Source organism: Collinsella aerofaciens (genome assembly GCF_015555045.1).
GTDB lineage: Bacteria > Actinomycetota > Coriobacteriia > Coriobacteriales > Coriobacteriaceae > Collinsella > Collinsella aerofaciens_W.
The window spans coordinates 131,935-154,177 of record NZ_JADNJQ010000001.1; the positions used below are offsets into that span (position 1 = coordinate 131,935).

Annotated in this window: 21 protein-coding genes and 1 pseudogene; 3 read left to right on the forward strand and 19 right to left on the reverse strand. The window is 67.3% G+C overall.

The window, feature by feature from the left end; genetic code table 11:
- Positions 1-7: 7 nt before the first annotated feature.
- The 19 genes from I2E45_RS00780 to I2E45_RS00870 form a co-directional block, all read right to left on the reverse strand.
- Positions 8-2,737 (reverse strand): VaFE repeat-containing surface-anchored protein, encoded by a 2,730-nt coding sequence (locus I2E45_RS00780; protein WP_195443671.1) that lies wholly within the window; start codon positions 2,735-2,737, stop codon positions 8-10.
- 12 nt (positions 2,738-2,749) lie between these two features.
- Positions 2,750-3,208, reverse strand: a complete 459-nt coding sequence (locus tag I2E45_RS00785; protein ID WP_042433176.1) for a hypothetical protein — start codon at positions 3,206-3,208, stop codon at positions 2,750-2,752.
- A gap of 109 nt (positions 3,209-3,317) precedes the next feature.
- The gene (locus tag I2E45_RS00790) at positions 3,318-4,319 is read right to left on the reverse strand and encodes a conjugal transfer protein TrbL (protein WP_195443673.1); all 1,002 of its coding nucleotides are present in this window, start codon (positions 4,317-4,319) and stop codon (positions 3,318-3,320) included.
- A 2-nt stretch (positions 4,320-4,321) separates the two neighbouring features.
- Positions 4,322-5,020 (reverse strand): hypothetical protein, encoded by a 699-nt coding sequence (locus tag I2E45_RS00795; RefSeq protein ID WP_175406002.1) that lies wholly within the window; start codon positions 5,018-5,020, stop codon positions 4,322-4,324.
- 30 nt (positions 5,021-5,050) lie between these two features.
- Positions 5,051-6,625: a glucosaminidase domain-containing protein gene (locus tag I2E45_RS00800; protein ID WP_195443676.1), complete on the reverse strand. Its 1,575-nt coding sequence runs from the start codon at positions 6,623-6,625 to the stop codon at positions 5,051-5,053.
- Between the two features lie 29 nt (positions 6,626-6,654).
- Positions 6,655-9,132 (reverse strand): VirB4-like conjugal transfer ATPase, CD1110 family, encoded by a 2,478-nt coding sequence (locus I2E45_RS00805; protein ID WP_195443679.1) that lies wholly within the window; start codon positions 9,130-9,132, stop codon positions 6,655-6,657.
- Complete coding sequence (locus I2E45_RS00810; RefSeq protein WP_073293314.1) at positions 9,101-9,526, reverse strand: PrgI family protein; 426 nt, start codon at positions 9,524-9,526, stop codon at positions 9,101-9,103. Before I2E45_RS00810 ends, I2E45_RS00805 begins: the two co-directional genes overlap by 32 nt.
- A gap of 12 nt (positions 9,527-9,538) precedes the next feature.
- Positions 9,539-9,754, reverse strand: coding sequence for a hypothetical protein (locus tag I2E45_RS00815; RefSeq protein ID WP_006234636.1), 216 nt, complete (start codon positions 9,752-9,754; stop codon positions 9,539-9,541).
- 84 nt (positions 9,755-9,838) lie between these two features.
- The gene (locus I2E45_RS00820; protein WP_195443682.1) at positions 9,839-11,656 is read right to left on the reverse strand and encodes a VirD4-like conjugal transfer protein, CD1115 family; all 1,818 of its coding nucleotides are present in this window, start codon (positions 11,654-11,656) and stop codon (positions 9,839-9,841) included.
- Positions 11,653-12,204: a hypothetical protein gene (locus tag I2E45_RS00825; RefSeq protein WP_195443685.1), complete on the reverse strand. Its 552-nt coding sequence runs from the start codon at positions 12,202-12,204 to the stop codon at positions 11,653-11,655. The genes I2E45_RS00820 and I2E45_RS00825 overlap by 4 nt, the downstream gene beginning before the upstream one ends.
- A 57-nt stretch (positions 12,205-12,261) precedes the next feature.
- Positions 12,262-12,795, reverse strand: a complete 534-nt coding sequence (locus tag I2E45_RS00830) for a peptide ABC transporter substrate-binding protein (RefSeq protein WP_195443690.1) — start codon at positions 12,793-12,795, stop codon at positions 12,262-12,264.
- A 201-nt stretch (positions 12,796-12,996) separates the two neighbouring features.
- A complete protein-coding gene (locus tag I2E45_RS00835; RefSeq protein ID WP_195443693.1) occupies positions 12,997-13,785 on the reverse strand; it encodes an ATP-binding protein in 789 nt (262 codons plus the stop codon).
- Between the two features lie 14 nt (positions 13,786-13,799).
- Complete coding sequence (locus tag I2E45_RS00840) at positions 13,800-14,315, reverse strand: hypothetical protein (protein ID WP_195443695.1); 516 nt, start codon at positions 14,313-14,315, stop codon at positions 13,800-13,802.
- A 4-nt stretch (positions 14,316-14,319) separates the two neighbouring features.
- Positions 14,320-14,568 (reverse strand): helix-turn-helix domain-containing protein, encoded by a 249-nt coding sequence (locus I2E45_RS00845; RefSeq protein ID WP_073293324.1) that lies wholly within the window; start codon positions 14,566-14,568, stop codon positions 14,320-14,322.
- A gap of 78 nt (positions 14,569-14,646) precedes the next feature.
- Positions 14,647-14,865 carry a helix-turn-helix domain-containing protein gene (locus I2E45_RS00850; RefSeq protein ID WP_073293326.1) on the reverse strand — a complete coding sequence of 73 codons (219 nt, stop codon included), beginning with the start codon at positions 14,863-14,865 and terminating at the stop codon, positions 14,647-14,649.
- A 738-nt stretch (positions 14,866-15,603) separates the two neighbouring features.
- On the reverse strand, positions 15,604-16,023 hold the full coding sequence (locus I2E45_RS00855; RefSeq protein WP_117648540.1) for a YjdF family protein: 420 nt from the start codon (positions 16,021-16,023) through the stop codon (positions 15,604-15,606).
- 504 nt (positions 16,024-16,527) lie between these two features.
- On the reverse strand, positions 16,528-17,490 hold the full coding sequence (locus I2E45_RS00860; RefSeq protein WP_195443698.1) for an Abi family protein: 963 nt from the start codon (positions 17,488-17,490) through the stop codon (positions 16,528-16,530).
- A 113-nt stretch (positions 17,491-17,603) separates the two neighbouring features.
- The gene (locus I2E45_RS00865; RefSeq protein ID WP_123220199.1) at positions 17,604-17,864 is read right to left on the reverse strand and encodes a hypothetical protein; all 261 of its coding nucleotides are present in this window, start codon (positions 17,862-17,864) and stop codon (positions 17,604-17,606) included.
- Positions 17,865-18,217: 353 nt separating this feature from the next.
- Positions 18,218-18,433 carry a hypothetical protein gene (locus I2E45_RS00870; protein WP_195443701.1) on the reverse strand — a complete coding sequence of 72 codons (216 nt, stop codon included), beginning with the start codon at positions 18,431-18,433 and terminating at the stop codon, positions 18,218-18,220.
- A gap of 21 nt (positions 18,434-18,454) precedes the next feature.
- On the opposite strand from I2E45_RS00870, the pseudogene I2E45_RS00875 reads away from it, so the two are divergent.
- The 3 genes and pseudogenes from I2E45_RS00875 to I2E45_RS00885 form a co-directional block, all read left to right on the forward strand.
- Positions 18,455-18,673 (forward strand): annotated as a pseudogene (locus I2E45_RS00875) (phosphorylase family protein); the annotation flags it as partial.
- A gap of 226 nt (positions 18,674-18,899) precedes the next feature.
- Positions 18,900-21,641 (forward strand): PRD domain-containing protein, encoded by a 2,742-nt coding sequence (locus I2E45_RS00880; RefSeq protein ID WP_195443704.1) that lies wholly within the window; start codon positions 18,900-18,902, stop codon positions 21,639-21,641.
- A gap of 123 nt (positions 21,642-21,764) precedes the next feature.
- Entirely contained in the window at positions 21,765-22,238 is a 474-nt protein-coding gene (locus I2E45_RS00885; RefSeq protein ID WP_055287016.1) for a PTS system mannose/fructose/N-acetylgalactosamine-transporter subunit IIB, read from the forward strand.
- Positions 22,239-22,243: the final 5 nt, after the last annotated feature.

A 22,243-nucleotide genomic window follows, 5' to 3' on the forward strand; every position in this document is an offset into this window, starting at 1 on the left:
GGCGCCGCTACTCTTCCGGCTCTTCGTCTGCCGCGTCCTTGCTTGCGCCGGCCGTCTTGCGCTTGCGGTACGCGAGCGCCCCGCCCGCACCCGCCGCAGCTGCCAGAGCGATGCCCGCGGCCACGGCGTAGCCGGTGCCGTCGGGGGCGTCGGCCCCGGTCTTGGCGTAGGGCTCCTCGGGGACCTCGGGCGTGCCGGGGTTGTCCACGACGACGCTCTGCTCGGCGGAGTCGATGTCCTCGTGGGCCGCCACGACGTTGCCGGCGGAGTCCAGGACCTTCTCGAAGACGACGAGCTCGTCTCCCTCGGCCAGGCCCTCGGTATCGAACTCGAAGGTCACCTCGACGGTGCCGGAGGGCGCCTCGGGCTCGAAGGGCGTGCGCGCGGTCACCTCGTTGCCGTCCTTGTCGAGGAACGGCTCTCCGGTGCCCTTGTCCATGAGCGTGCCCACGGCGATGTAGGTCTCGCCGGGGACGAGGCCCTTGTAGGCCACCGTGTCGATGACCTTGGCCTTGCCGGCCTCGATGACCTGGTCGCCGTCGGCGGCGTCGGCCGCCTGCGTGCCCACCTCGACGGCGACGTGGACTGTCTGGCCCTCGTCGGAGAGGTCCGCGTGCGACGCCACCTCGGCCTCGTCCTTGCGTAGGCTCTCGAACGCGACCAGGTCGCGGCCGCCGAGCAGGCTCGCGTCGAAGGCGATCTCGACGTCCTGGCTGCCGGTCGAGAGCGCGGGGGCGAACTCGGCCTTGGCCTCCACGGGCACGCCCGAGGCGTCGGCCACGGGCTCGCCGGTCGCCTTGTCGACGAGGGTGGCCGAGAGCTCGTACTCCTCGCCGGCCTTCAGGCCCTCGTAGGCGACGGTGTCGACGACCTTGGCCTCGGCGTCGGCCGAGACGTCCTTGTCGCCGTCCGCCCCGTCCTTTGCCGTGGTGGAGATGCGCGGGCCCTCCTGGTCGTCGAGGCCCATCCACACGGCCTTCGCGACCGTCGAGTCGCGATCGACCCAGAAGCTCCTCGTGATGAGCTCGAGGCCCTCGTTGGCATCGCAGCGCAGCTCGGTCATGGTGTAGGCGCCGTACGGCAGGGCCGCCAGCGAGTCGTCGACCGGCGCCGAGGAGCCGTCCTCGCCGAGCGAGAACCAGATGCCGGCCTTCGGGTCCATGTCGGCGGCAGCAATCGGGCCCTCATGGCCAAGCAGGGCGTCGTTGGCGTTGGTGTCCCTCGAGTGCCTGTTCCAGCTGCTCGCGGTCGACGCGTCGCCGTTGCGGTCCGTGACCAGCACGTGAGTCTCGCCGGTGGCCGCGTTCTCGATGGCGAACGGGACCATGAGGCCGGCGTTGTCGGACTCGCTCTTCTTGGAGAGCTCGAGGTCGTTGCGCACCACCTGGTCGCGAAACTCGAGCGCGGCGCCGTCCGCGGAGGCGCTCACGACCTCGCCGCCGGTGCGGACCTCGAAGGTGCGGGGCTCGCCGTCGGTCAGCAGGTAGCTCCCGTTCGTCGCCGTCTCCCGCACGTCGTAGGTCCCGTACGGCAGTGCGTCGGCCGCGGTCTGCGCGGTGTAGGCGCCGGCCTCGTCGTTCCATGCGGTGGTCAGCGTGGCCACGGCCTCGCCCGGCTCGCGCCATTCGCCGTCAACGAGGACCTTGTGCGCCGAGCGGTTCGTGACGGTGAACTCGATCCCGTCGAGGCCGGGGTGCTCGCCAGGCGCCTCCCTGTGGCCGCTGCCCGCGAGCGCCTCGGACGCCTGCAGCTCCTTGTCGGACTTGGTCACCTGCACGCCGCCGCGGAAGACCTCGTCGGTCACGGGGTCGCCCGTGAGGTCGCGCACCTCGTCGGCCTTCACGGCGAACGCGACGGAGGCGTCGCTGGCGTCGTAGCCCTCGGGCGCGCCGGACTCGACGATGCGGTAATTGCCCGCGGGGAGGGTGTCGGCGCCGGTCGCGGCGACGTGCGACCCGTCCTCGGGCGCGGTCTTTATCGTGGCGCATACCTCGCCGTCGGCGTAGTACTTGCCGCCGACCAGCACGTAGCGGCCGGTCTCGTTAACGACGGAGAAGCTCGCGCCGTCGAGCGAGGCGTCGCCCTGGGGCTCCGCGCCCGCCTCGGAGTCCGTTTTGGCGACCTTGACTCCGCCTGCGGACCAGCTGAAGCTCACGAGCGTCTGAGAGCCGCCGCCGGTCCTGACGCAGAACGCCTCGAACCCGGCGGATACCTTGCCGGCGCCCGCCTTCATCTTGGCGAAGGTCCCGCCGATCAGCTCGGATTTCGCCCAGGAGGCGAACTCGGCGCTCGTGCCGTGCGTGGCAGCCGACTCGGACCCAGAGTAGGCGTAGGCGATGAGCACATGGCTCGCCGCGGCGTACTTCGCGTCGTCCCAGCCGCCGCCGTCGTACCAGCTGCCCGGGAACATCGACGCGTCGAAGCCGGGAGAGCCGAACGAGTACCAGATCGCCGCTGTCACGTCGCCGCTCGGCACGGGGCTCGTCGAGTAGGAGCCCGCCGCGGGCGTCGGGGACGAGGGCTCGGCGCAGTAGGCGATGTTCCCGTCGGCGCTCATCCACGTGGTGGCGAAGCCGCCGTAGGGGATCTTGCCGCCGATGGACACGTCTACCGTGCTCGGCGCGGCGTAGGCGGGCGAGGCCGCCACGGAGGCGAGCAGAGCCCCCGCCGCCAGGATGAGCGCCATGGCGCATCGGAGGAGCTTTTCCTGCAGGGTGCAGTCTTTCGCTGCGTTCATCTTTCCGCCTCCCTATCTCTCGACGCTTCGCTGTGCGCGGGGCGCCTCGTGCTCGGCAGCGCGGCTCGCCTGGCGGGCGTGCTCGGCGCGCTCCGCGAGGTAGCGCGAGCGCCCTGCGTCAACGGCCTCCTTGAGCTGCGCGGGCATGACCTTCACGGTGTCCTTGACCGCGCGGCCGCCCTCGTCGAGCTCGGGCTGGCCGTCCGGGCCCATCACCGTCTTCCTCAGCCACACCTCGCGGTTCGCGAGCAGCGGTATGTCCCGGAAGTCGGCCCCCTTGAAGCGGCTCTCGTTCACGAACATGGGGCTGAACTCGTAGCCTCCCACGTCCACGCCGTCGACGACGGTGCCCTTGGGAAGGGTCGCCGAGTTGAAGGTCCTGGCCTCGCCGGTCGCGCGGTCGGTGTACTCGATGCCCTCGCGCACGAAGCTCTTGTGCAGCGAGAGGTACACGTTCTTCCTCTCTTCCATGTCTTTCCTCCTTTTCGTTTTCAATCGGTCCTTGTCTTCATCCGCCGGGACGCGTGCCCCGGCGCGGTGCCCCTATCTCATGGCGACCGCCCCCTTCCTCGCTTTTCCGCTAGAAGCCGCTCACGATGTCGCGCGCCCAGGAGCCGCTCTTCACGAGGGCCAGGATGAGCAGCACGCACATGGCCAGGTACTGCAGCGCGTAGGTGAGCCCGTTCGCGACCGCGTCGGCCGGGGTGCCCGTCCCGGGGTTCGCCCCGGTGAGCCCGCCGAGCACGAGCGGGAACGATATGAGCAGCACGAGGATGATGACGCCGGCGATGCAGACCGCCCCGAAGCTCTTCAGGTAGCCAAGGCCTATCTGGCGCGTGGCGTCCATGCCGAGGAACGCCAGCGGGATCGGGGCGAACGCGGCCATGATGTAGAGCTGGAGCGCGCGGGCCCAGCAGACCACGAGGGCGACGACGTAGGCCGCCAGCACCACGACCCAGCTGATGAGGCTCACGACGAGCATGGCGATGAGCGACGGGATGTCGTCGTCGGTGGTGACGACGGACACCTCGGGCAGGTCGAGCGCGCCTCCGGCGCCGAAGAGCGCCTCGACTCGGTCGATGGCGAGCCCGCAGACCTCGTAGATCGACGCCATCAGGTCGAAGCTGTTCTGTATGAGGAACAGGAACACGGCGAAGAACACGAGAAGGAAAACGACCTCCTTGACGCCGGGAAGGCTCTGGCTGCCGTCCATGCGCTGGGAGATCTCGATGAGCTTCAGGGTGAAGACCAGGCCGAGCACCCCGCACCCGATCGGCAGGATGGCAACCTGCCATACGCCCCGGGCGACGTCGTGCATGGTCAGGTCGCTCGAGCTCGTGAGCATGTGCGCGAAGTCGGCCGAGAGGATCCCGTTCGCGCCGATCGACCCGAGCACGCCCGTCTGAGCCTTGAACATCCAGTTGCAGCAGTCGCGCAGAAGGCCGCACAGCCAATCGTTGACGTCCCCGGCTATGTCGGCGTATGCCGGCTGCGCGGGGACGAGCAGGAGCGCGCAGAGGGCGAACGCCGCCGCGGCGGAGATGGCGAACGCCCTGCGGCGCTGCGCCTTGAGCGCCCCCATGGCTACATCGCCTCCAGCGAGCCGCCGCGCGAGACCACGGTGACCACCGTCGAGGCGGGGTCGTCGAGCGTGAAGGTCGTCGACGCGACGTTCCCGGCGTAGTCGAGCCACACCTCCTTGTCCCAGGTGGCTCCCGTCGCCCGCGGGGACACCTCCGCCGCCTTTTTGGCGACGATGTCCTTGATGTCGGCCGAGTCGGCGCCCAGCGCCTTGGAGAGGCGGTCGTCGGTGCCGGTCACGGAGAACGCTCCGTCTTGCGCCTTCTGGGGCACGTAGGCCTGCGTCAGGAGGTCGCATGCCAGGGTGCGGGCGTCCCCGCTGCCCGAGACCTGGATGAGCGAGAGCCCTCCCGCCTTGTCGCCGGTTCCCTTGACCTCGATGGGCACGCTGAGCACGCCGCCGGCCTCGGAGGGCTCCTCGGCCGAGAAGAACCAGGCGCGCTCGGTGCCGCCCGCGCTCTCCACCATGGCGCCCTCGACGATCCGCAGCGTGGCTGTCGGGTCGTCGGCGCCCGTCCATGCGGTGTTCCAGAGCGCCTCGGCGCCCGAGGCGGCCTTCCCGGTCGCCGCGTCGGCGCCTGCAGCCGCGGGCTGCTCTTGCTCCTGGGGACTATCCTGCGCGCCTTCCTGCGGGGCGATGGCGCAGCGCGCCGCGCCCGCGCCGAGCGCCACGGTGAGCGCGCCTGCCGCGACGGCGGCCATGACCCTTGACTTTCCCTGCATTGGTTTCTCCTATCTCGCGGTGAGCGCGCAGCTGAAGCTGCCGATGCCGCTCGCTATGCGGCACACGTCGCCCGTTCGCGGCTCGTGTATGTACCTGTCGTCGCCGATGTAGATGGCCACGTGGCCCGAGCGGTAGAGGATGTCGCCGGGCTTCGCCTCCGAGAGCGGTATGCGCCTGAGCTCCTCGTACTGGGAACCCGTGTAGTGGCTTATGCGGATGCCCGCCTGCGCGTAGCAGTACTGCGTGAGCCCGCTGCAGTCGAGCGCCTTGCCGGGGGTCGAGCCTCCCCACACGTAGGGCACGCCGAGCTGGCTGTACGCCGCCTCGACGATCGCGTTCCCGTTCGCGGTCGAGTCCTTCAGGTCCTCGACCGTCATGGAGTCGAGCCGGTAGAGGCCCCATTGCGCCATGATCGACTTCAAGGACTCGACGTAGGACGAGTCGGTCGCCCAGCCGGCGTCCTTGAGCCCCTCGGCCATCCTGTCCGAGTCGTGCCTCTCGATCGCCTCCTGGATGAGGGCGTTGCCCGAGTAGCGCTCCGCCTGCAGGAAGACCCTGCTGCGGAAGCGGATGCACTCGGCGTCGCCGGTGAAGCGGATGAAGCTCGCCGTGATCTGGGTGTGCTCGCCTGGCACGTACTCCTCGCTGGTGGCCCAGTTCGCCTTGCCGGCCACCTCGGGGCAGCCCGCGTAGCCCGACCACCACTTCATGCCGAAGAGGTTGTGGTCGCGCTCTGCGAGCTGGCTCATGCGGTCCCCCTGGCCGGACTCCTGGATGATCTGCGCTATGGTGCAGCCCGCCGGGTGCCCGTACTCCTCCTGGCACTCGACCGCCGCCTCGACCATCTCGTAGGTGATGTAGGGAGGCAGCCCCTCGAGGCCCTGTTTGGAGGCCGCGTCGTCCCAGAAGCCGAACAGCGCGCTCAGCAGCTGCGCGACGGCGAGCGCGCACGCGACGAAGGCCACGATGCCGGCCGCCGCCCCGAGCAGGGCGGGCGCCGCGCCCGAGACCGCGCCCGCGATCGCGGAGGCTGCGCCCTTCGACCCCGCGGCTCGGGCCGCCTCGCCCGACGCCTGCGCCGCCGCCTGGGCCGCCTGGTGCTTGGCCGGGGCGGTCGCGCCGGCTGCCTCGGGGCCGCGCACGCCTCCCTTTGGGGCGCCGAGCGCGGTCGCCGCCTTGCGGCTGCCTTGGGCTGCTTTCTTCGCCTTCCTCCGCCGCAGCCCTCCCGCGGCCTTCTTGGCCGCATGCCCCGCGTCGTACATGCCCGAGGCGCCCTCGAGCTCTTCCGAGTCGTCGAATTGGGAGACTGCCTCCCGGGCGATCGCCAGCTTCGCCGCCTCGACGCGCGAGCGCATCGCTACCGCCGCGCGCCGGTCTCCGGCGGGTTGGGACAATTTGTCCCCGAGTCCGCCTTCCGGCGCGTCGGGCCTGGAAGGGCGTCCCTTCGCCGTTGCGGCGGGGCCTCCCGCCTCGTCGAGCGGGCCGGCTCCCTCCGAGACGTTTCCCAGGGCGTCGCGCTCGGTCTCCGCGACGTCGCCCGCGGTGAGCACGTCGCGGCGCCGCGCCCCTACCACCTCGAGCATCCCGCCGCCCTCGCTCGGGCCGGCCATTCCTATTCCTCCGCCTCTCGCGCCGCCCGGCGCATCTCGCGCTCGGCGACCTCTGCGGGCTTGGTGTTCCACAGGTCGTAGAGCGAGCCCCTCGGGAAGTCGTCGGTGATGGGCACGCGGATCCCGGCGCTGATGAGCAGGCCCTCGCCGGGCTTGACGGCGTCGCCGATGTAGCCGCGCTCCGTGGCGGAGAGCTGGAGCATCTCCGCCCATGCGTCGAGGTCGGCGGTGGACTGCTTGTGCAGCAGGAAGAACTCGGAGTTGAGCACCATGTCGCGGGCCTCGGCGTTGGCCAGCATGTGGCTCGTGTTCTGGCTGATGCCGGTGCAGATGAGGCCGAACTTGCGCCCCTCGCGCCACAGGCGGGCGAAGTACTCGACCACCGTCGGATGCGCGAAGAGGCTCTGCACCTCGTCGATGTAGAGCCACGTGTAGTTGGGGCGCGGCGGCGTGACCATCACGCGGTTGCGCACCATCTCGAGCGCCGTGATCATGCCGAACACGCGCATGTTCTGGCCGAGGCCGTGCATGTCGATGTTGGTGATGCGGTTGTCGAGCGCCACGTTGCTCTGGCCGTTGAAGAAGGAGAACGCGCCCTTCACGTAGCGTTCGTAGCGCAGCGCGATGTCGGCGGCCTCGGGCTCGGGCTGAGCGAGCAGCGCCGCGTGGAAGTCGCCGAGCGTGGGCAGGCGGCCGTCCCTCGCGCACTCCCGGTACGCCTCGCCGACGCAGCGGGCGATGATCGAGCGGTCGCGCTCCGGCAGGCCCTCGCGGCCCTCGGCCATGAGCGCGCTCGAGAGCGCGAGCGCCGCGTCGGTCTTGTACGCGAGCTTGGCGGCGTCGGCGCGGTCCGCGACGTCGGCGGTGTCGAGGGGGTTGAGCACCGCCGAGCATCCCGGGGCGAGCTCGACGTTCGCGCCGCCGAGCGCGCCGACGAGGTTGCCGTACTCGCCGGCCGGGTCGAAGATCACGACCTCGTCCTCGGGGTGCGCGAGCACGGTGTTGGTTATCTCGCGCTTGACCGAGAAGCTCTTGCCCGAGCCGGGCTTGCCGCACACGAAGCCCATGGGGCTCGCCAGGCGCTTGCGGTCGCACAGCACCAGGTTCCCGCTCTCCTTGGACTGCCCGTAGTAGCCTCCGCCCGCCTCGTCGAGGCTCTGGCTGGCGAAGGGCATCTGCATGGCCACCTGCCCCGTGGTGAGGTAGCGGCTCACGGTGACGTGGTTGTCCCCGAGCGGGAGCACCGAATTGAGCGCCTGGCGCTGGCGGAAGTGGAGCGGCTCGAGGCCGATCGTGCAGCCCTGCGCGACGCTCGTCACCTGCTGGACGCGGCGGTCGAGCTCCTCGAGGCTGTCGGCCCAGGTGTAGACGAGGCCCGTGTAGACGAACAGGCGCTCGGACTTGTTGCGCAGGAAGTCGAGCAGCTCCTCGGCCTCCTCCTTCGAGAAGCGCAGCTCGGGCGGCAGGATCTGGTAGTCGTAGCCCTTCTTCACGGCGCTCATCTGCTCGTCGATGATCTCCTTGTCCATCCAGTCGATCTGGCGCTTCACGAGCGCGAGCGCCTCGCTCTGCGCGATGGGCTGCACGTGCAGCGTCACGTTGAGCGGCAGCGGCAGGTCGATGATGGAGGCGAGGTAGGTCTCCTCGATGACCGACCCGAAGCTGCGCACCGCGAGCACCGCGCCGTAGCGCCCGTCGCTGCGGAAGCAGTCGGACCTGCCTTCGGGCTTGAAGTCGAGCGTGGAGGGCATGACGAAATCCTTCGTGCGCGCTCCCGACGTCGGGGACAATTTGTCCCAGGAGAACTCGAAGCGCGACCCCGGGCGCAGCTGCCCCTGCAGAAGCTCGAGCCTCTCGACGCCGTCGAGGGCGCGCGACGAGCAGCGTATGCGCGCGAGCGTCTGTTCCACGTCGCCCCGGATGCGCGCGAGCTTGGGCACCGCGGCGTCGACGTCGTCGGCGCCCACGGCGTAGGTCAGGTAGCGGTGGCGCACGAGGTTCGAGACGCCCTCGCGCATCTTGTCGTTGAGGATCCGGTTGTACTCTTCGGCGAGCCCGGCGGTGGCGCGCTCCCCGGGCTCGAAGAAGACCTTGCGGCCGACCTCGTCGGCGGGGATGGGCGCGTTCACTACCTGGAGCTGCACGTGGGAGTCCGCCGGGAAGTAGTTGAACAGCGAGCTCATCACGGTGAAGGCCGTCTCGCGCGCCTCCTTGCGCGCGGACTGGTAGCTGATGTCGGAGAACTCGACCGTCTGGCTGAACACCCCGGGCATCACCTGGGCGATTCCGTCCCTGTACATGGCGTCGTAGCCGACGTAGGCGGCCATATCGCGCGAGCGGTCGCGCTCCCGGCGGCGCCTCTGCCGCTCGGCCTCCGCGCCCTTCGAGGCGTCCTTGCGCCCGCCCGTGCCGCCGAGGAGCAGCCCGAGGGTGCTCGGGCGCTTCGGCCTATTCTCCTTGTTGCTTCTTGCTCGGCTCATAGAGCTCGGCTCCTTTCTTCCTTGCCCTGCGCCTCGCGCGACGTCCCGGGCGGCCCGGGCGCGGCGAGCCCTCGGGGAGGCTCCCGGCGAGGCAGGGCTCGTACGCGAGCAGCTGTGGGGAGAGCTCGTGTGCCGCCAAAAGCGGCAGCAGCTCCTCGGCGCGCATGCCGAAGGGCCGCCAGAACCCGGCGAGCCAGAACGGCATGCTGCAGAGCATGATCGGGAAGGCCGCGTCCGCGACGTCGGCGTGCAGGCCCAGGTGGACGAAGGCCGCCGCCCCGACCGCGCTGCCGAAGCCGAGCGACACGCATGCGAGCGTGCGCAGGCTCATCTTCCCGACGATCTTCTCCTCGTACTCGCCGATGTCCTTCTGCACCGGTATCCTGAGCGCCATCCGCGACGCCCCCTATGCCGGCAGCCAGGACGTGTCCAGCTGACCGAAGTAGACCGACGCGGCGATGATGATCGCGCCGCCGGCGATGGTGGATATGGCGGTCGCGATCTGCGGGCCGCCCTGCTGCTCCCTGATGGCCAGGCCGAGCGAGACCGCTCCCCACACGACCAGGAAGCCGCCGAGGAAGGTCACGCAGCCCGACACGAGCTTGATGACGTTTGCGAGCATGCTGCTCTCCTTTGCTTTCGGTTGACGATGTTCCTTGCTGTTCCTCCCCCGCGGCGGGGGAGGCCCGCGCCCGCCGCGGCCCCGTCACGAGTTGCCTTCCTTCTGCCTGCGGTACTCCGCGAAGTCGAACGGGCCGCGGCGCGCGGCCTCCTCGAGCAGGCGCGAGCGCGGGTGGCGCTCGAGCCGGTACTTCCGGTCCATGAGCGGCATGCACCCGTTCACGAGCACGAGCGCGTCCTCGCGCGGCATGCGCGCCACCTCGGCGGGCTGTATGAGGTCGCGCTCGGAGATGCCGCGGTTCACGGTCCGGGTCCAGCCGGCGCCCCGCGAGTCGCTCTGCGTCTCGCTCGCCACCGTCTGCTTGCCGGCCATCTTGCTGATCTCCTCGTTGGTCTCGTTCGCCTTGCCACCCAGGTAGAGCAGCGTGTCGCAGGCGTTCACGATGGTCTCGGCGTTGTTGTCGCCGTAGGTCTCCTTCAGCTGCGAGAGAGACTGGGCGATCATCGAGACGGCGATGTTCCGGCTGCGGGTGACGGCGATGGTCCGCTCGAAGTCGGGTATGCGCCCGATGTTGGCGAACTCGTCGAAGACGAAGTGCACCGTCGTGGGCAGCGAGCCGCCGTGCGCCTCGAGCGCCTCGGCGCAAAGCGCGCTCACGGCCGTGTCCATGAGCAGGGCGAACAGGAAGTCGAAGGTCGAGTCGGTGTCGCTCATCGACGCGAAGAGCGCGACCTTGGCGCCCTCGTCGCCCATGTGGGCGAGGTCGAGCTCGTCTTTGGAGGTGAGGTCGCGGACGGCACGGATGGACAGCGGCTTCAGGCGGACGTTGCAGCTCGAGAGCATCGACTTCATGGTGTCGCCGGCGGCGACGCGGAACTCGCGGTAGCTCGCGAGCGCGAAGTCGTCGGGCGGCGCCGGCTCGCGGACCTTGACCCACTCCCACGCGCCGTCCTCCTCGGCGAAGCCGCGCAGCGATCCGCCCTCCGCCGAGGCGCCGCCGCGCCTGACGTAGCGCTCGCCGGTCTCCAGCTCGCGGAACACCATGTCGAGCGGGCTCATGTAGCCCGGGTCGTCGCGGGCGTCGGCGAGCGAGAGCAGCGTGAGCAGCCCGTCGAGGTTTCGGTCGGCGGGCTCGCAGTGCATGACGAGGTAGGCCGTGAGCGCGGTGTAGACCAGGCGCTCGGCCTTCTCCCAGTAGGGGTCGCCCTTGTGGTCGGCCTCGCCCTCGGTGTTGGCGACGATGCCGCGGGCGAAGCGGATGACGCCCGCCTCGTCGCGTATGTAGGCTATGGGGTTGAAGCGCATGGAGCGCGTGAAGTCGATGGTGTCGAACGCGCGGATCTCGTAGCCGAGCTCCGCCAGCGCGCCGCCCATCTCGCGGATGAGCGTGCCCTTCGGGTCGGTCACGAAGAAGCTGGCGTTGGCCTGCAGGAGGTTCGGCTTGACGTAGTAGCGCGTCTTGCCGGTGCCGGGTCCTCCAACCACGAGCACGTTGTCGTTGGTGTCGGTGGAGAGGTCGAACCTGCGGCTCACGAGGCGGATGCGCGCGTTGTCGGTGAGGATGATGTTGTTGTCGGGGTCCTTGGGGTCGCCGAAGGGCGCGATGTCCTTGCGCGTGGCCCACCTGGAGCTCCCGTGCTCCTCGCCGTCGCGCCGGGCCCCCTTGGTCCCCAGTGAGCGGGCCCAGGCGAGGAGCGCGCCGCACGCGCAGGCGGTCCCGGCGCACAGGGGAAGCGCCTCCGCGGAGAAGACGCGCCCCGCGCGGAGCGCTGCCGGGATCGCCGCCATGGCGGCCTCCGGGTCGAGGATCGGGTTCGCGCCCGACGCCGCTATTGCCGCGGCCGCTGCATCTCCCATGGCGAACGCGGCTGCGGCCAGCGCGGCCGCCGCCTGCCACCTCATCTCTCGGGCCCCTCGATCTGGCGCGGGCCGCGCTCCCGGCCGATGTCCTGGCTGTGGGCCCTCGACGCCTCGCGCGCACGCTCCGCGCGCTCCGCCAGCCGCTCGGGCTCCTGGCGCCTCTCGGCTATCTCGGAGAGCCGCTCCCTTGCGCGATCGGCGGCCTTGCCCGTCTCTTGCTCCAGCTGGCGGAAGGCCTCGTCGACCTCGGGGGCGTCCTCCACCTTGAAGAGCAGCCAGTCGCGGCCCTCGCCGGGGATGATGTGGTGCTCGACCGACGCGGCGCGCAGCTTGTCGGAGACGACCTCCTTGATCGTCGCGTACTCGGGAAGCCCAGAGAGCTCCTCGAGGCTGAGCTTCGCGTAGGTCGGCGCGCCGTCGGCCGCGATGGCCTCGGCGCGCCCGCCGGCGATGGTCCCGCGGATCCCTGCGAGGCGCTCTGAGAGCTCCCTCGCGCTGCGCGCCATTGCCTCGGCGCCGGCCTCCTGGCCGATTCTCAGCATCCAGTCGAGCAGCTTGCCGCCCGCCTCGTCCCCGTAGTCGCTCGCCATCCCGCGCCTCCCTTCCAGTCGAGATGAAAAAGGGGCGCCTTCGCGCCCCGGTCGTCCCTATTCGGCCCCGACGGCCCTCTCGCGCGCCATTGGGGCGCGGGCTTCCTGCCCGGCGTGCGCGCGGCTCGCCTCGCGGGCGGACGCGGCGCGCTGCGCCAGCGGCTCGGGAGCCTTCTCGTGCAGATGGGCCCACTCGCCGCTGCGGCACTGCTCCGGCGTCGCCTCGCACATGTCGCGCATGGCGCGCTCGAACCGCTCGGGCTCCTGGGCGATGGCGCCGAAGCTCCAGCTCTCGAAGCCGGTCCACGCGTCGCCGTCGCGCTTGAGCGTCCACCACTCGTCGCCGCCGTTCACCTGCTGGATGAACGCGAGGTCGCGGTAGCAGAACCCCTGGCGTATGGCCCAGTTGCCCGAGCCCAGCGCCTCGCGGAGCCTGTCGACGCTCTCCGTGCGGGAGAACTCGTAGGGGTACTCCTCGAGGAACGGGTCGTCCTGCCAGTCGAAGCCGCCGACCTTGAGCCAGCCGTTCTCCTGGCACTTCTCCACGAGCTCTTCGTGCTCGCGGCCGGTTATCCTCTCGAAGCCGTCCATGGGCCCTCCGTCTTTCGTTTGTTGCTTGGCGGGCGGCGTCCTCGCGATGGGGGCACGGTGCGAGTCGGAGCAGGCGTGCGTGCCGGCGCGTCGGCGCCGCCCAAGACGTGTATAGCGATTTCGATTGCGGCAGAGAGCAGGGCCGCCCGCGATGGGTCGAGCTGGGTCGAGCCGTCCGCGCCTCCACGGGAAGCGCACAAGCTAGCTGCGCCGGCGCCTGTCCCTCTCGCCCAGGTAGACGGGCCTGCAGGTCTGGGAGATCCTGCTCGCGATCGCCTCTGCCGTTACGCGCTCGCCGCGCCTGGCGAGCCTGTCCGCAAGCGCGCCGGGCGCGTAGTTCGACGTGACGATGGTCGGGCGCATGTCCTCGTAGCGCGCGTCGAGCACGCTGAACACGGTGCCGACGGACCACTCGGTCGCGTCCTCCTTGCCGAGGTCGTCGAGCACGAGGACGTCGCACTTGGCGTACCGCGCGACGGCCGCCTCGGTGCCGCCCTCGTCGAACGTGGCCTTCACGCGCTCGAGCATGCCCTTGGCCGTCGTGAAGGCGACGTCGTAGCCGGCCTCGGCGAACAGCCTGGCCATGGCGGAGGCGGCGTGCGTCTTTCCGGCGCCGACGCCCCCGTGTATGTAGAGCCCGGCGCCTCCGTTGCCGGCGAACGAGGCGATGTACTCGGCGAACTCGGGGCGGTCGGCCTCGGCGGCCCAGTAGCGCCTGGGGATGCCCGCGCGCGCGAGCGCCTTCTCCCGGCGGGCGGCCTCCTCCTTGGCGGCGAGGGCCGCGCGCCTTCGCGCCTCGGCCTCCCGCTCGCTGGTTGCGCCCTCGCACGGGCAGGGGGCGCTGGAGACCCAGGTGACCCTGCCCGCCAGCGCTGCGCCGAGCGGTTCGAGGGCGGCGCCGCAGTGCGGGCACGCCCTCGGCTCCGGCTCGTCGAAGGAGAGCCCGGCGGCCCGGGCCTGCTCCAGGGTGATGAGTCCCGCTCGGTCCATCGGGCGCCCCTTCCTTATCTTCTGAAGTCCTTGTTGTCCCTTTTGCTTATTGGGTGGCATATCGTCAGGGGTTTCCCTGTCATTTCGTCAGGGGTTCGGGCTGCGAGCCCTGACGGTTCGTCATCCTTGTTCGCGGCGAACCCTGTCATTTCGTCACCCTTTCGCGCCGGGAACCCTGACGAATCGTCAGGGGTTGCCAACGCTCCGGGCGGCAGCCTCTCGCGCACGATGCGGTATCGCTTGGTGGCATGCCCGCGCGCCGGGGCGTGCACGCCGCACTCCTCGATGAGGCCCCGGTCGAGCAGGTCGCGGATGGCGCGGTGGACGCTGCGCTCCTGCACGTTGAGGAATCGGGCCAGGCCGCCCTTGCTCTCGAAGTAGCCGCACCCGGCGTCGCAGAAGCCGAAGATGCGCGCGTAGACGAGCAGGGGAAGGCCTGAGAGGCCGAGGTCCGCCATCATGAAGTGCCGTACCGTCGCGAACTCGCGCGGGGAGGGGCCGTCGCGCCCCCTCGGGCCTGCGGCCGCCATGGCGCTAGCCCCTTCTTGGCGAGCCGACGACGCTGTTGCGCTCGACCCATGCGACGAGCTCGTCGTGCAGCACGATGCCGTCGCGCGTCTTGCCGCCGATGTAGCGGATCGGGAACGGGTCGTCGCGGTCCTTGGCGAGCCGGTACATGGCGTCGCGGCTGATGCGCAGCATCGCGCACGCCTCGTCGGCGCCGAATATCGCGTTTGTCGATGCGATGAGCCTCACCTGGCTCCTGCTAGTGCTCTTGGTCATGGTCGTCCTCGAGCTCCTTTCGTCTCGAGGCTCCCTCGCGTGCCCGGCCGCGGGCGGCTCCCGGGGCGGTCGCCGCCGTCATTTCCTGCCGCTCCTCGACTCGATGTAGGCGTCCACTGACGCCCTCGAAACCAGGAGCTTCCTGCCGAGCCTGTACGAGTCGATCTCTCCCGACCAGATGAGGTCGTACGCCTTGTTTCGGCTCGCCCTCATGTACTGCTGCATCTCGATCACCGTCATCCATTCGTCGCGGCCCTGGTTGTTCTCGGGCGCGGCGCATTCGGCTGTGCGTGCCATGGTTCCTCCAATCTTCCCGTGCGGCACCGTGCGGGCACACCGCGCGGCACAGTGTCCCTTTTCGTCTGCGCGACGATTGAACCGCCTGCTGGCGCATCGCGCGCATGACGGGAACGGAGACGGGTCGAGGTGGGTCGAGCTGGTCGGGCCTCCACGAAACGGCCATGAGCCGCGTGGCTTAGCTCTCAGCTAAGTCCCTGAAAAGTAAAAGGCGCCCATGCGGGCGCCTGCCTAGGAGCGATGTTCGTTCGGTTGTGGTTGGAATGCTTCTCTTCCGCGGTGCTGTCGTCCGGGGTCCGGCATCTGTCGTTCGCCTCTTCTGTCGTGTTTGATGTTGCGTGTTATGCGAGCGACCTTGCGCGGGCCTGCCGGCCCGTTGCCCCAGGTGCACCCTGATAAATGGTACCCATCTGTTGGGACACGGACATTGCGGGAGGGCTTTCTGGGCAAGCTGGGATGGACGAGCGGCGGGGTTCTAAATGCAATAATTCGAGCTAGAGGGCCTTGTACTCTCTTTTGTAAAACGCGAGGGTGCAATAAACTCGACGATCCCCCTGAACCTTTTCTGAACGAATCAGCTCTTAGGCGGTATGACGCGACACGCATCGGTAGTGCTCGGACTGGGTTAGTCATCGAGTGGGTATAGAACATACGTTCTGTATAACGTTATAGCACCAGGTGGCAGGCGTAGTTTCAATCGAAGCTACGCCTGCTGCTATATATGGGTTGATGGTGGTATCAATGACCGCGATGCTTCTGTTTGCGCTTCAGTTTTCGCTGCTCGAAGCGCGCCTCCGCCTCATCCGCGCGACGCTGGCTTCTTGCTTGAGCCGATTCCCGCTTCATCGTCTCCCGCTGATTCGCGAGCGCCTGCTGCGCCTTGGTGCTCATCGCCGGCTGCTTGAGGGCTTTCGCCGCCTCGCGGGCGCGTCTCTTGGGGTTCTTCGCGGGCTCGCTCGCCTCGGACGGATCGTCACCGAAGAACGCGAGCTTCGCCCATTTGCTTGTAACGAATCGCAGGATCTCCTCATCGGACGGTTCTGCGCCGAAGACGATGCGGGCGACGCCGTACCTGCCGTCCTCGACATGCTCCGCCAGCCCGACCCAGAATTGGCCGTCGTGATATACGGTCAGGGTGGACGACACGCTGATCTGCATGGCTGGTTCCTCCTTTATGTAGATGACCATGCAGAGAAGGGACAACCAAGGAGGCAGGTTACTGATGCGGACTCCCGCACGCCCACGACTACCCGACGGGGACTGTGTTTTCATCTCTGGTGCCCGCATTGTAGCACGCGCGGATTCACGATGTTGATTGCCGGCGCCTAGACGGAGATGAAGGCGGTTCGATCTAGGTCAAGCCGGTCGCTCGTTCATGAAGCGGCCGATTCCCTGAAAATAAAAGGCGCCCACGAGGACACCTACAGGCTATCTTCGAACTACTTTGTTGGGGCAGACGGAGGAAAAAAATAGGGCAGAATCGCTCTCACGATCCCGCCCCGCAAACCCGAGGGTTTCTAACTGGCTCCATTATTCCGGGCTTCTCAGTTCTGTCATTGACCCAGGTATCATCCGTCTCCTATAGCGAGTGAATATAAAAATAGGGCAGAGTCGCTTGCGCAAGTCCGCCCCTAAAACCGTGAAGGTTTTGCTATCTGCAGGCTATTCTACCAACCCGAGCGATTCTGTCAACCTGCGAAGGAACTCGAGCGCGGAGCGAGCTGCGGCGTCGGGCCCCTTGTCGGGCAGCGCCTCGGTTTCGCCGTCGGCCCTGGCGAACATCTCGGCGAGCTCGGATGCGGCGCGCGAGCGCGAGGAGCCCTCGGGTACCAAGCCGGAGTGCGCCACGAGCACGGTCGCGACCTCCTGCATGGCCGTATTCCCCATCCACTTCCTCCTGGTCGCCTTGGGAATCCCCACGGCGGCGACCCTTCGGGAGACGCCGCTGGACGCCGAGCCCCGGGCGGCGCCCCTCTCGGCGAAGCAGTTGATCAGGCACGAGCCGTGCGCGGCGCAGTTGCGGACGGACTTCACGCGCTTGAGGTCGTAGTGGGAGGCCTCGAGGCGCCTGTCGCCCCATCGCCTGGCGCAGAAGCGCACGAAGTCGATGAGGGTGCCGAACGAGGTGAGCTCAAGGAAGGCCCAGGCAGGCATGTCGCCGGAGTACTTCGCGTAGAGGCTCGAGCTGTAGGGGCTGCGGCCGCTCATCTTGAGCTCGCGCAGGCGGTACTCCCTGTTTGCAGTGGTAAGCGATGCCATGTAGTCGGCCACGATGGCGTAGCCGTCCTCTCCACGGTCCTCCATCTCGCGAAGCAGTGTCACCTTCTGGAAGTGCTCGATGTCGAGCGTCATGCCGAGCAGGGCGTGGCGCAGCTCCTGGTCGAGCGCCGCGAGCAGGCGCAGCTGGCCGAAGTCGAGGTCTACGTAGCGGCCGTCGCGCGGGCCTCCCTCGTATTTCGAGAAGAGTTTGCGGTAGGATGCGAGCTTGAAGAAGTTGCACTTGTCGCGCAGGTAGTCCGCGGCCTCTTCCTCGGAACACAGTTCGAAGGCTACGCCCTTCTGCTTGAGGTGCTCTATCTGCCGCTCGATCGTGAGGATCGGCTTCCTATCGTGGGGTTCGGCCATGCTCGGTCTCCTGTCATTGATTTGAGAATCCTATTCTACCAGCATGTTTGCCCTGAATCCTGAAGGCCCGTTCGCCAACTCATAAGCAAGCCACCTGAGACTACTCACTTTGTTCACGAATGGCGAAGACCTGCGACCTGGGGTTTTGCAAATGGCGCGCAAGCCACCCGCGTTAATTCACTTGCGATTGCAGCTGGCGGCTTGCGGGCAAAAGGGCGGTTGAGTTTCAAAACGGGCGTTTTCGGCGCCATCGAGCCTCCAAAGGCGACCCGCCGCGCACTTTGGGACAAAAACAAAAACTCAAAGCCCTGAGTTTGAAAAAAGTTTTTGAGGTTGTCCCAGCTTTTGTCCCCGAAGCCGACGAAACGCGACATCGCGTCATTCGGCGGCACGCGTTCCGTGTCGATGCCGAAAACTGGGTGTAACTGGAGTGACGGGACGGCAGAACCGACGCCATCGAGTGGGAGTAAACGATATTCGTTGATTTCAAGCCTCTGACCTGCGAAAACAGGTCGGGGGCTTCTTATTTTGCAACCTCTGTGCAACCTTTGCGGTTTCGCGCCCCGTGAACAGGGGACGTAGCACTGTTCACGTCTGGGCCCATATCGGCACCGATCATTGCCCGCGCTGCTTCTGCTTGCGCTTCAGCTTCCGCTGCTTGAGGCACGTCGCCCGGTGTTCCTCGCCAGAGGAGAGCTGGCCGTTCCTTGCGAAACCGCTAGGCCACCTATATCCGCTTGCTGCGGGCTTGCTTGAACCAGTTCCTTTTGAAAGAGCCTATACCTCCGAAGAACTTGTTGTACGTCTCGCCGTCCTCCTTGGCCTCGTACTTGACCAAGGCAAGTTCGATAGTGCAGAGGTAATCCGCCACTTGTTCGAGGCGGTAGTCGGTCATCGAGGTCTTGCGGCATCGGACGACCCCTTTTGAGAGGACCTTGCCCACCGAGTCGTCTCGCCCGCGGAACAGAAGGAGCGCATCCTCGCGACCTTCGGCGACCTGTGCTGCGAGATGGAGGGCTGCACCATCGCGCAGGCCGCCTATCTCAACGGCGTGCCCCTCGTCGTCGTGCGCGCCATCAGCGACAAGCCCTGCGCCGAGGGCCAGGTCGTCGACTACAACACCTTCGAGAAGAAGGCCGCCTGCGACTGCGCCCGCATCGCCGCGCGCATGGTTAAGCTTTAGGCCCTGCGCGCCGGGGCTCTTCTTTATGTTGGGACCCCGGCGCGCAGGGCCCTTTCCAAAGCGAAGTGTCGAGTCGAAGTGTTGAGCGTCGGCCCTGAATGTTCAATGGCCGTTGTTTTCTGCCCCTCAAGTGGTGAACTTCTCCTCGGGGCTGTTGATTCCCCCACGCGCCCCCTTCCGTTCTCTGTGTTCCCCTTATACTCCTTGTACAAGGAGGTAAGAAGTCATGGACAAGACCGCACAGGACAGCTTGGCAAAGAAGCCCGTCGACATGAGGGACAGGATTCTCGAGCATCTCGAGGCCCTTACCTCTGCCGTCTCGCTCGACGACCTTGCCCGTCTGTCCACCTCCGACATCGCCGAGACGCTCATCATCTCCAGGAGTCTGGCGAGCCAGTACCTCAACGACCTTGTTCGCGCCGGCCTTGTGGTTAAGGTGGCGGGCAGGCCTGTCCGTTATTTTCATCGCCGCGCGTTCCAGAAGCGTTTTCAGGTAAAGCTCTCTGCAAGCGAGTACGCCTCGCTCGCCGACCTCATCCAGGCGACGGGAATCGCCGATCACCGTGACTTCGCGCGTGCCGTGGGCTTTGACCTGAGCCTCAGCTCCGTTGTCGAGCAGTGCAAGGCTGCGGTTCAGTACCCTCCGTTTGGCCTGCCCATCCTCTTGAGCGGCGGCGTGGGTGTCGGCAAGTCTTTCCTTTCTCGTCTTGTGTACGAGTACGGCAAGAACCAGGGCTTGCTGTCCCGCGACTCCTCCTATGTGCGCATCGACTGCGCCGGGGTCCCGGACGCCGCCTCGTTCAACGGGCTTCTTGACGAGTCGATCGCGAAATCGCGCGGGGGTGTGGTTTTTGTCAACGGCATCGAGGCACTCTCTCCCTCTGCGATGGAGCACTGCCTTGCGACGGCCCTCGGGCTCGATGCCTCCCAGGATGCGCCGCGCGCTCGCCTCGTTCTTTCGACGACGCTTTCCGCCGATGACCTGAAGGTTTCCTCGGCCTACAGCAAAATGCCCATCTGTGCCCGCGTCCCCTCACTCAAGGAGCGGACCCCCGAGGAGCGCGAGGATCTCATCTTGAGCTTCCTGCGCAGCGAGGGGTGCCGAATCGGTTCTGATGTGAAGATTAGCCGCGGCGCATACCGTTGCCTCGTGAACGCGGACTTTTCCGATAACATCGCCGGCTTGCGCGCCTGCGTGACGAACTGCTGCGCCAAAGCGTTTCTCAATCGCGAGGGCGACTACGTCGTCGTTCGCCCGTATCTTCTTCCCAGCGGGCTCCTCTCCTCCGCACAGATCGATCAACAGCCCGACGATGGCGTTCTGATCGATGCGTCCCTGGATGCCGCCGAGAGCACAGGGCCGGTCGAGCAGGCGCTCGATGCCCTGTGCTCTCTCGATGAGCGATTCTGCGCCGGGGAGCTCTCTGTCTCCGAGCTCGTCTCGCAAGCTGTCTCCGCTGTGCGCGGCGTTGAGGATCACTTGATCTTCGGCTGCGGCGTTACCTCCTCGAGGTCGCGCGCCTTCGAGCGCATCGTGGGCGCGGTCCTTGCCGACGCAGGCTCTTCTTATGGCATCGAGCTTTCGAGGAAGGTCGCTTTTCTACTGGCCCAGGAGATTTGCCTGCAGTTGTGGCCGGGTATCGGCCTGGCTAAGCGAAAGTCTGCCTGTGCGGAGCAAATCTCCCATCTCCTCGGTGCCGTGACCTCCGAATTGCCGTTTGCCTCGAGTGTCTCCGATCAGGTCGCCGCAGACGTGGAAGGGGCGCTCGGAATCTCGCTCGATCACTTCACGAAGACGCTTCTGACGCTGTGCGTCGCATCGGAGTCTCGCGATGCGAAGGCCCCTCGGACGCTCTGCGTCATCTTGTCCCACGGCTACTCAACGGCGACGAGCATCGCCGACGCGGCGAACCGTATGCTCGGCATGCATGTGTACGAGGCGGTCGACATGCCCTACGACCAGCAGCTGAAGGACATCGTCGGTCCGCTCCAGCGCCTCGTCGACCGCCATTCCTACTGCACCGGGGTCGTGTTCCTCGTCGACATGGGCTCCTTGGAGGAGGCCTATAAGGCCCTCGAGAACGTTACCGACTCCACTATCGGCGTGGTGAACAACGTCTCTACCGGTCTTGCGCTCGAGATCGGGGTCGGGCTGCTCGGCGGCAAGTCCATCGCCGAGGTTCTTGGCGACGCGACCGCCGCGTGCGTGACGCACTGCAAGGTGATCGAGCGCGTCAACCGTGAGGACGCCATCGTCTTCTGCTCCGAGTCCGGGGTCGACGCCGCGGAAAGGATACGCCTGCTCGTCTCGCAGAGCCTCCCGCGCACCATAGGCGCGCGCCTGCTCACGAGGCCCTTCAAGCAGCTCGTCGCGAACGGGTCGAACGACGCCGTTTTCTCCGAGCACCGCGTCTGCGCCGTCATCGGCACGGGAGACCCCGGGGTCGCCTCCGTTCCCTTCGTCGCCCTCGAGGACATCATGTCGACGGCGTCCGCCTCTAAGGTCGATGCCGTGTTCGGCAGGTGGCTTGACGCTTCCGAGCTCTCTTCTTTCCACGAGAAGCTGCTCTCGAACATGACGCTGCAGAACGTCATCCGCTCCATCACCATCCTCGACCCGGAGCGGCTATTCCACGAGATCGAGAGCGCCGTGCACGAGCTTCAGCGCAGGACAGGCGAGAAGATCGGCAGCAACGCCATCATTGGGCTCTACGTCCACCTCTGCTGTCTCGTCGAGCGCCTTGTTACCAGAAACCCCATTGAGACCTACGTTGGCCAGGACCGCTTCGAGGAGGAACGCGCCGATTTCATCGAGTCCTTCAGGCAGAGCTTCTCGAGCATCTCGACGCGCTATCGCGTAGAGGTTCCCGTAAGCGAGATCGCATATGTCTTCGACTACATAAGCGTGAGCGCCGCCCCGGCGCGAGAAGAGCGCCTCGGCTCCTCGGACCTCCTGCTCGACGAGTGACCTTCCCCGCGCCGCCGCGAGCTGACCGCGCGTCCTCAATAATCCGATAACCCCTTGCCCGGCGCGAATCCGGATAGCGCCGAGGCAGTACCGAACGTAAAACTTCATTTGATAGGAGCAAACATGAGTGTTGTTATGGCACGAATCGACAATCGCCTGCTTCACGGCATCATCGTGACGCAGTGGGCCCCGGTGTCGGGCGCGACCCGAGTCATGGTCATCGACGACAAGGTCGCCGGCGACGAGGTCCTGAAGTCCACCATGAGGATGGCGCGCCCCGCGGGCATGGCCGTCTCGATCATCTCCGAGCAGACCGCGCTCAAGAACTTCGCGGCGGGCAAGTACGACCGCGAGAAGGTCTTTGTCATCGCCAAGGAGCCCGAGACGATCCTTCACCTGGTCGAGTCGGGCATCGAGCTCCCGTCGCTGATCGTCGGCGGCTCTCTTGTCAAGGAGGGCGGCGTCCAGCTCACCCAGCGCGCCTATGCCTCCGCCGAGAACGTCCAGAGCTACAAGGCGCTCATCGCCCGCGGCGTCAAGGTGACGGCACAGTTCGTGCCCGCCGACAAGCCCGTCTCCGTCGCCGACCTCATCTAAGGAGG

Bases quoted from the DNA above. Each gene is read 5' to 3' on its own strand.
- I2E45_RS00780 (WP_195443671.1), bottom strand. From the start codon at position 2,737: ATGAACGCAGCGAAAGACTGCACCCTGCAGGAAAAGCTCCTCCGATGC.
- I2E45_RS00785 (WP_042433176.1), bottom strand. From the start codon at position 3,208: ATGGAAGAGAGGAAGAACGTGTACCTCTCGCTGCACAAGAGCTTCGTG.
- I2E45_RS00790 (WP_195443673.1), bottom strand. From the start codon at position 4,319: ATGGGGGCGCTCAAGGCGCAGCGCCGCAGGGCGTTCGCCATCTCCGCC.
- I2E45_RS00795 (WP_175406002.1), bottom strand. From the start codon at position 5,020: ATGGCCGCCGTCGCGGCAGGCGCGCTCACCGTGGCGCTCGGCGCGGGC.
- I2E45_RS00800 (WP_195443676.1), bottom strand. From the start codon at position 6,625: ATGCTCGAGGTGGTAGGGGCGCGGCGCCGCGACGTGCTCACCGCGGGC.
- I2E45_RS00805 (WP_195443679.1), bottom strand. From the start codon at position 9,132: ATGAGCCGAGCAAGAAGCAACAAGGAGAATAGGCCGAAGCGCCCGAGC.
- I2E45_RS00810 (WP_073293314.1), bottom strand. From the start codon at position 9,526: ATGGCGCTCAGGATACCGGTGCAGAAGGACATCGGCGAGTACGAGGAG.
- I2E45_RS00815 (WP_006234636.1), bottom strand. From the start codon at position 9,754: ATGCTCGCAAACGTCATCAAGCTCGTGTCGGGCTGCGTGACCTTCCTC.
- I2E45_RS00820 (WP_195443682.1), bottom strand. From the start codon at position 11,656: ATGAGGTGGCAGGCGGCGGCCGCGCTGGCCGCAGCCGCGTTCGCCATG.
- I2E45_RS00825 (WP_195443685.1), bottom strand. From the start codon at position 12,204: ATGGCGAGCGACTACGGGGACGAGGCGGGCGGCAAGCTGCTCGACTGG.
- I2E45_RS00830 (WP_195443690.1), bottom strand. From the start codon at position 12,795: ATGGACGGCTTCGAGAGGATAACCGGCCGCGAGCACGAAGAGCTCGTG.
- I2E45_RS00835 (WP_195443693.1), bottom strand. From the start codon at position 13,785: ATGGACCGAGCGGGACTCATCACCCTGGAGCAGGCCCGGGCCGCCGGG.
- I2E45_RS00840 (WP_195443695.1), bottom strand. From the start codon at position 14,315: ATGGCGGCCGCAGGCCCGAGGGGGCGCGACGGCCCCTCCCCGCGCGAG.
- I2E45_RS00845 (WP_073293324.1), bottom strand. From the start codon at position 14,568: ATGACCAAGAGCACTAGCAGGAGCCAGGTGAGGCTCATCGCATCGACA.
- I2E45_RS00850 (WP_073293326.1), bottom strand. From the start codon at position 14,865: ATGGCACGCACAGCCGAATGCGCCGCGCCCGAGAACAACCAGGGCCGC.
- I2E45_RS00855 (WP_117648540.1), bottom strand. From the start codon at position 16,023: ATGCAGATCAGCGTGTCGTCCACCCTGACCGTATATCACGACGGCCAA.
- I2E45_RS00860 (WP_195443698.1), bottom strand. From the start codon at position 17,490: ATGGCCGAACCCCACGATAGGAAGCCGATCCTCACGATCGAGCGGCAG.
- I2E45_RS00865 (WP_123220199.1), bottom strand. From the start codon at position 17,864: ATGTCGCGTTTCGTCGGCTTCGGGGACAAAAGCTGGGACAACCTCAAA.
- I2E45_RS00880 (WP_195443704.1), top strand. From the start codon at position 18,900: ATGGACAAGACCGCACAGGACAGCTTGGCAAAGAAGCCCGTCGACATG.
- I2E45_RS00885 (WP_055287016.1), top strand. From the start codon at position 21,765: ATGAGTGTTGTTATGGCACGAATCGACAATCGCCTGCTTCACGGCATC.